8 protein-coding genes are annotated in these 7,717 nt (G+C 64.6%); all 8 read right to left on the bottom strand.

Features of this window, described 5'->3' with window-relative positions:
- Positions 1 to 91 precede the first annotated feature (91 nt).
- Positions 92 to 235 carry a hypothetical protein gene (locus OC184_RS06975; protein WP_265506460.1) on the bottom strand — a complete coding sequence of 48 codons (144 nt, stop codon included), beginning with the start codon at positions 233 to 235 and terminating at the stop codon, positions 92 to 94.
- 640 nt (positions 236 to 875) lie between these two features.
- Positions 876 to 2,036, bottom strand: coding sequence for a hypothetical protein (locus OC184_RS06970; RefSeq protein WP_265506459.1), 1,161 nt, complete (start codon positions 2,034 to 2,036; stop codon positions 876 to 878).
- A 75-nt stretch (positions 2,037 to 2,111) separates the two neighbouring features.
- Complete coding sequence (locus OC184_RS06965) at positions 2,112 to 3,131, bottom strand: AbrB family transcriptional regulator (RefSeq protein ID WP_265506458.1); 1,020 nt, start codon at positions 3,129 to 3,131, stop codon at positions 2,112 to 2,114.
- Positions 3,124 to 3,423, bottom strand: a complete 300-nt coding sequence (locus OC184_RS06960) for a DUF4387 domain-containing protein (protein ID WP_265506457.1) — start codon at positions 3,421 to 3,423, stop codon at positions 3,124 to 3,126. The genes OC184_RS06965 and OC184_RS06960 overlap by 8 nt, the downstream gene beginning before the upstream one ends.
- On the bottom strand, positions 3,420 to 4,781 hold the full coding sequence (locus tag OC184_RS06955; RefSeq protein WP_265506456.1) for an acyclic terpene utilization AtuA family protein: 1,362 nt from the start codon (positions 4,779 to 4,781) through the stop codon (positions 3,420 to 3,422). Before OC184_RS06955 ends, OC184_RS06960 begins: the two co-directional genes overlap by 4 nt.
- 1 nt (position 4,782) lies before the next feature.
- On the bottom strand, positions 4,783 to 6,309 hold the full coding sequence (locus OC184_RS06950) for a tripartite tricarboxylate transporter permease (protein WP_265506455.1): 1,527 nt from the start codon (positions 6,307 to 6,309) through the stop codon (positions 4,783 to 4,785).
- Positions 6,310 to 6,313: 4 nt separating this feature from the next.
- Entirely contained in the window at positions 6,314 to 6,757 is a 444-nt protein-coding gene (locus tag OC184_RS06945) for a tripartite tricarboxylate transporter TctB family protein (RefSeq protein ID WP_265506454.1), read from the bottom strand.
- A complete protein-coding gene (locus OC184_RS06940; RefSeq protein WP_265506453.1) occupies positions 6,754 to 7,713 on the bottom strand; it encodes a Bug family tripartite tricarboxylate transporter substrate binding protein in 960 nt (319 codons plus the stop codon). The genes OC184_RS06945 and OC184_RS06940 overlap by 4 nt, the downstream gene beginning before the upstream one ends.
- Positions 7,714 to 7,717 lie beyond the last annotated feature (4 nt).

Here is a 7,717-nt window from a genome sequence, read left to right as displayed (position 1 = left end):
CCTTCAGAATGCCGATGATCTGATCTTCAGTGAACCTGCTGCGCTTCATCTCTGGTCCTATCGGTTGGGCCAGAGTCTATCTCAAACTGGACTAGGCGGAGGGGGCAACGTCAGAGACGATGCCAAAGACCTGGAAGGGATCTTCGATCCGCTCAATCTGAAAATAACACATGCCTTCATAGCTGCCCACCCCGACGATCGTGATCGCTCCCACGACAATGGTCACTGGCGCCATGACAATGCCGGCGATAACGGCACCGAGTCCGGCCGACCCAGCAATTATCCCGGTCGTTCCCGCTGCAGATGCACCGGCGGCCGTAGATCCGAGCATCGTCAGGCTAGACGCGGAATGAACGAGCGTGTAGTAGCCCGTAGCCTACAGTCCAACTCCAGCTGCGGCCGCGCCTCCCCCAACAGCTGCGGCCGCAGTGGTCACGGCCTCCCCTGCAAGCCTCGAAAGCTGATAGTCGCAGACGCTCGCATGGACTGGGGCGGCGGCAAGAAACCAAGCAGCGAGGAGTGACGGAAATCTGGTAACGAGAAACATGGCGGAGCGCCCTTGCAACGAGTACATTCGTGAGCCTACGTCAGCTCTTGGCTGTCTGTCGAGATTGACGACTTGTGCGTCGCGAATAACTGCTGCTGGATGCCGTCGTGCGACAGTTGGACCAGAGAGCTTCATGTATCCGGGGGATTGCTTAGCCCGACGATCTGACGCGAGAAGTCCAGCGCACCCGAAGTCTCGCCGCGGACGCAGGCGTAGAAGTCCGTCTTGGGCCGTGACATATGCAGCGCGCCATCCGTGAAGCGCAGAAGACCGTTGACGATCGCGGGCCAGGGCCCTGAAACGTCGGGCGGTCGAAGGCCGTGGCAATCTAGTCTAGGACGGCATCCGCGGGCACGGTAGGTGCGGCATCGCCTGGCGCGGAACGCCGGCCTTCCAGGGGGTCGCCATGGACGGCCGGATCGAAAACAGGATCTGCATTTGCTGTGCTGCCCATGCCTACGCTGGCCTCAGCATTGGCCACATCCCATGCGACGCGCTTGAAGTAGAGGTCCAGCTCAGGAGAAAGGACAGCGGGATCCGGCGTATAGTCCAGCGTCCGGCAGTCGGTTTGATAGAGCATCGTGTGCACGAAGACGGCCAGCGCGTATTCGCCGAGGGCATTGGGATGGATGTCGTCGCGAAACAACTGCCGGTGATCGGTTATTCCCGGCACGACCCCCGCCTGGATGTCGTCATAGACCCGCGCCCACCACGCATGGCCGGGGAAGGTCCAGATCCGCCAACCGGCCGGCATCTGGGGATGCATCTGGTGCATCTTCCAAGTCACGTAGTCAGCAAAGAAGCGGAAGCAGCGACCATATTCCGGCAGGCAGCCGCGGAAACCCCCAAATTCGGACCATACGGCTTCGTTGGGACCGCCGAAGCCGATCCACCCTTCGGTATTCGGCCAGATGGACCAAAGGATCACCTCGCCCGGCGCATCCCGTGCGTTCAGGTAGGTGTTCTCGGCGAAGTTCAGCAGATATCGCAAAGTTTCGTTCGAGACGGTCGGATCGGCCTTAGTCGGTCGCCCGAACATCGGGCCTGCCTCGGTGATCATCAGCGTGTCGAAGCTGCCGATCTGGAAGCGCGCGGGGCCGGTCGGGTTTTCGTCCCACCGGATGCGCATGGGCGAGCCCGGAATGGTGTCGCGCCGGTGAATCAGGTCGTCCGGCTGCGATGGTCGTCCGAACTGGCTCTGGTAGAGGTTCATCAGATCGCCGGGCCAGCCCTCGATCCCGCCGTTGGTATAGCTGTCGGTCAAGCTGTGGCCGCTGTGAACGTGACGGCTATCCTTTGTCGAGGCTTGCCGCAGCGCCGCCGGCGCCCCGTCCAGCCGCGCAAGCACATGCAGCGCCTGCCCCGCGGCGTCAAACTTGCCGAACAACTGCCACCCCGGCGGCACGGGAAGCGAGGCCGGCACGACCCGCAGGCCGTCGCGCGGCTGCAAACGCAGCGCGGTTTCGATGATGCTCAGGCGGTCTTCCATGGGCTTCGTCCGGTCAGAGGGTCTGCCAATCCTCCCCTAAAATGACCCCGCGGATCAAGACGGTCATGCCGGCGACTATCTTCCCATCAGCCGCGCGACGACGGGGGCCAGCACGATGACGATCACGATGCGCAGGATGTGGTGGCTGACAACATAGGCCAGATCCGCTCCGGCGATGATCGCGATCACCACCATCTCGGCCTGGCCACCGGGAAGGAAGGCCAGGAAGGCGTCCAGCGCGGGCGCAAGGCCCAGCATGTAGATCAGTTCCAGGAAGACCAGGCTGATCATCGCCAGGATCATCGAATAGACGATCCCGGCGGTGACGTCGATGCGCAGTTCACGGGCAGTGATGCCAGCATATTTTGCGCCGACCGCGATGCCGATGAAGAATTGCGCGGCCTGGATGATCTCGGCCGGGGGACGGGTCTGCACGATTCCGGCCAGCGACAGCGCGGCGGTGAGGATCATCGGTCCGAGGATCGAGGCGCCGAAGAGGCCGACCCGCTCTCCGATCTTCCAGCCCAGGATGCCTGCCGCGACCATCAGCGCGATCTGCGACCACGCGACCGAGGTCAGCGGTGCCCCCGGCGGCTGCGACAGGTCCACCTGCCAATAGATCGTCATGATCAGCGGGGCGACGGTGACGATGACCAGGATGCGGGTCGCGTGGATCAGCGACAGCGCGCGGATGTCGCCGCCCGCCTCCTCTCCGAAGACCAGCATGTCCTGAAGACCACCGGGCATCGCGGCATACCAGGCGGTCGGGTGGTCAAAGGCGAAGACGCGGCGGAACAGCGGATAGCCGATGAGGGCGATGACGCCGATGAAGACCGGAACGAAGGCCAGAGACCCCGCGATATCTGGCAGCCCAACCAGAACCTGTGGCGTGATGGACGCGCCCACGGCCACACCCAGGAAGGTCCGCATGAAAATGCCGAACTGCCCAGCCCCCTGCATCCGTGCGCCCGCTAGCGCGATGGTCAGGCAGGCCAGCATCGGCCCAAGCAGCCAGGGCAGTGGCAGCCCCAGCCACAGAAAAATCACCGCCCCGACAAGGGCGGTGCCGAAGGTCGTCAGCCGTGCCTTAGTCAAACGTCAGTTCTTCCAGCAGGGCCGCATACTGAGCACCGTGCATGTCGCGATCGGCGGCAGAGCCCTGGATCACGGGCCGCGGCAGGCTGAACTTGATCACCCGCAGGTCGGCGATGTCGAACCGCTTCAGCTGGTCTGGCGAAACCTGGTAGAGTTCTGCCACGCGCTCGGTCGACAGGTCGCCGGACAGGCGCTGGAACACCTCGGGGCGGTCGCAGAAGATGTCGATGGTGACCCAGAACGGCCCCGCGTTCTTCGAACGAACCTTCAGGACAAGATCGCCAAGCGTCATGCGGTCACCTCTGCACGGATGTCGGATGTCTCGATGCGGAAGGCCGACATCGGGTCGTCCAGCGCCATCACGTGGTTCAGCGCGAATTCGTAAAGCGCGCCGCGGTCAGTGGTGGCCGGGGAATAGGGGAAGGCGAAGGTCGGCAGTTCCTCGTCGTCGGTCAGCGGATAGTGCAGCACGAACGGATTGATCAGCTTGCCGATCTCGGCGGCCTCGGCCTGCGTTTTGGCGGTGATGATACCCAGCACGCCGACCTCGACCGGGTCGCCCGTTCGGTTCTCCAGCGCGCCAAGTGCGCCGTTCACGCCGATCAGCCGGAACTCCAGGCCATAGGCCTCGGGCGACAGCTCCATCCGGGTCCGGATCTCGGCCTGCAGGAAACCAGTAAGGCGATCCACCCAAGCCTGCGCGTTCTGCGCATAATGGGCGTTGCGCAGGATCGCCAGGATGGTCGTCTGGTATCCTGCGATGCGCGCCCCCTCCAGCTTGACGGTGTAGGAGCCGGGCACCCAGGCCGACCCTTCGACACGCACGCGGCGGTCGTCCAGCGCCGTGTATCGCGCGCCGGTGACGTCCAGATAGCCGCCGGGCTCGAACAGGCGGAACGGGTCCGAGTTTTCGTAAAGCATGTGGGCACTGACCGAGTGGGGCGTGCAGCGCGCGCCCTCGGCCAGGGGTTCGACCGTGAAGCCGGTGTCGTCGAAATCGACCATGATCACGCCCGAAGTCGGATTCGTGGAACACAGCGCCCCGCATTCAGTAATCTTGGCACCATGCCAGACGCCGCCTGCCGCATCGCCACGCGACAGCGGCAGCGCCGCGATGGTCGCCGTGTCGGTGGTACGGCCGGCGATCACGATGTCGGCGCCGGTGGCCAGCGCCGCCTGAATCTGTTCCGCCCCCGCCAGAGCCACGATGTTGGTCAGGTCGTCCAGCGCGATTTCGGGCGCGGGCGGCAGCGGCGTGACGCGACCGGCGGCCAGGGCCTCGGCCACGCGGGCCGCCGGCTGACTGGAGTAGAGCCGCGCGATCCGCAACTCCTGCCCCAGTTCACGGGCCAGTTCGACCGTGATGTCATACATCCAGTCCACGGTGCTGTCGGTGCCGCAGGTGCCGGCGGTGCCGATGACAAGGGGCACCCCCGCCTGTGCGCGGGCCTGCATCAGCGTGCGCCATTCGGACTTAGTTGCGGCACGTGAATATTTCGACTGGCCCGCGCCAAGGCTGAAGGGCCCACTGTCGGTGGACCCTCCGTCGATGCAGATGATGTCGGGGGACATCGCGACGCCGCGCGCCAGCGCCTTGCGGTCGAACCCGAGGCCAAGGACGCCCGAGGGCACCAGAACGCGTGTCGTCATCTCAATCCTCGTTCAAGCTGGGATCATGCGTTGGCACCGGCGGTTTCTTCAGCAGCCGGCGCAGGAAGATCGGCGCGACAAAACCAAGGATTGCCGCGATCCACAACCCCACTGCGATGGGCGAGGATAGCAGATACCAGAAGTCGCCGTTCGACAGCACCATGGCGCGGCGCAGGTTGTCCTCCATCGCGTTGCCCAGAAGGATGCCCAGGATCACCGGCACGGTCGGGATGTTCAGCTTGCGCATCACGTAACCCAGCACGCCGAAGCCCACCATCATCAACATGTCGAAGCTGGACCCGGTCAGCGAATAGATGCCCACGAAGGCGATCATCGTGACGCCGGGCAGCAGCACCCAGGCCGGGACTGACAGGATCTTCACGAAGATCTTGACCATCGGCACGTTCATCAGCAGCAGGACGACGTTGGCGACCAGCAGCGACGCGATCAGCGACCACACGACCTCGGGGCGTTCGGCAAACAGCAGCGGTCCCGGCGTGATGTTCAGCGTCAGCAGCAGCGCCAGAAGAACGGCGGTGGTGCCAGAGCCCGGCACGCCAAGCGTCAGCATCGGCACCAGCGCGCCACCTGCGGCGGCGTTATTGCCGGCTTCCGGCGCAGCGACGCCCTTGGGATTGCCCTTGCCGAAGGTCGCCTTGTCCTTGGCGATAGATTTCTCGCCCATATAGGCCAGGAATGACCCCAGCGAGGCCCCTGCCCCCGGCAACACGCCCGCGACGAAACCGATGCCCGTGCCGCGCAGCATGGCGCCGGTGGTCTGGCGCAGCATCCTCCAAGGCACCAGGATCTTGCCCAGCTTGACGCCGATGGCGCTGTCCTTGCCGTGGCTTTCGATGAAGAAGAACACCTCGGCCACAGCAAACAGGCCGACGATGGCGACAAGGAAGTCGACACCGTCCATCAGGTGCAGTTCACCGAAGGTGAAGCGCGGCATGCCGGTGGTCTTGTCCATGCCGATCATCGCGATGCCCAAACCAATCGCGGCGGCCATCGCCGCCTTGGCCTGGTTCGACGACCCGATCCCGCCAAGCGTGCAGAAGGCCAGCATATAGAGCGCGAAGTATTCCGCCGGACCGAATTGATAGGCCACGCGTGCCAAGTAGGGCGCGAAGATCATCAGGCCGATGGTCGCCAGCAGCGCGCCAACGAAGGACGCGACACCCGACACGACCAGAGCCTCGGCCGCCTTGCCCTGACGCGCCATGGGATAGCCGTCCAGCGTGGTCATCATCGCAGGCTCATCGCCCGGGATGTTCAGCAGGATCGAACTGATCCGCCCGCCATACATGGCGCCATAATAGACCGAGGTCAGCAGAACCAGCGCCGAGATCGCGTCAAGGCCCATCGAGAACGAGATCGGGATCAGCAGCGCCACGCCGTTCGACGGACCAAGCCCCGGCAGCGCGCCGATGATCGTGCCGACGAAGCAGCCGATGATGGCCAGGATTAGGGTGTAGAGGGTGAGGGCCGTGGAAAAGCCCATCGCGAGGTTGGATAGCGTTTCCATGAGTTCAGAACCCCCAGCCCGCGGGCAGGCTGCGCAGGCCCAGACCCAGGATGACGCGGAACAGCACGAACAGGCCCACCGCCAGCCCCAGCCCGGTCAGCGCCGAACGTGTCGGATTGCCGCCGATCTGCCAGCTGAGGATGCCGGACACGATTGCGGTCGGGATCAGGAAGCCAAGGGGCGTGATCGCTTCGGCATAGGCGGCCAGCGCCACCAGCGCGATTCCCAGTTGCAGGATCATCGGGCCTGCGGGCCATTCCTCGTCCGGGTCCGGGCGCAGGATCATCACCAGCGAACACAGGATCACGACGCCGGCGACCATGTAGGGGAAGACGCGTGGACCCACCGGGTCGGACATGAAGCTCGTTTCGATGCCGCGGGCGCTGAGGATATACCCCAACGCCACGACCAGCATGAATGAGCCGAAGATGCGGTCGCCCTTGATCATTGGATCAGGCCGATCTCGCGCGAGATTTCCTGCGTTTCGGCGATGTCTTCCTGCACAAAGGTCTGGAAGTCGTCACCGTAGACGGAGAAGGGCTCCAGCCCGTTCTCAGTCATCACCTGCTGCCATTCTTCGGATTCGCCGACCTGCTTCAGCATGTCGACCCATTCCTGATAGCGCTCGTCGCTGATGTCCTTGGGAACATAGATGCCGCGCCAGTTCATCGACACGGTGTCGATACCCTGTTCCTTGGCAGTCGGCACGTCCTCGAAGCCTTCGACGCGCTCCTCCGAGAGGACCGCGATGGGGCGCACGTCGCCCGACTTGATGAAGCCGGTGATCTCGGACAGGTCGCCGGTCATGGCCTGCGCAAAGCCGCCCACCGTCTGCGTGATTGCATCCGCCCCGCCGTCGAGGCCGATATACTTGACCTGGCGCAGGTCCTCGAACCCGGATGCGTCCAGCATCCGCAGCACCTTCAGGTGGTCGAACCCGCCCACGGCAGAGCCGCCGGCGAAGGCCACGCTCGACGGATCGGCCTTCACCGCCTCGACCAGGTCGGTCAGGTTCTGGTACGGGCTGTCCTGCGCCACGACGATCACGCCGGGATCGCCGCCGATCGAGCCGACCCAGCGCACCTGGTCCGCGGTCGCACCCGCGAAGGCGTTCTGCGCCAGACGGGTGGTGGTCGAGGACGAGGCGGCGACGAACACTTCCGGATCGTCGCTGCGCTTGCTGACGACCTGCGTATAAGCGACGCCACCGCCGGCGCCGGCAAGGTTGGTCACCTGCACCATATTCGGCACCAGCCCCAGTTCGGTCATGATCCGGCCGATCTGGCGGCAGGTGAAGTCCCAGCCGCCGCCCGGGTTTGCGGGCGCGATGCATTCCGCAGCGGTGGCGGGAACGGCGACGGTCATCAACAGCGCGGCAGCGGCCGCACGGGTCCAAAGTTTCATGCTG

The sequence above is a fragment of the Paracoccus rhizosphaerae genome (assembly GCF_026162645.1).
Classification (GTDB): Bacteria; Pseudomonadota; Alphaproteobacteria; order Rhodobacterales; family Rhodobacteraceae; genus Paracoccus; species Paracoccus rhizosphaerae.
The sequence above is the reverse complement of the archived record's forward strand: the minus strand, read 5'-3'. Positions and strand labels throughout refer to the sequence as shown.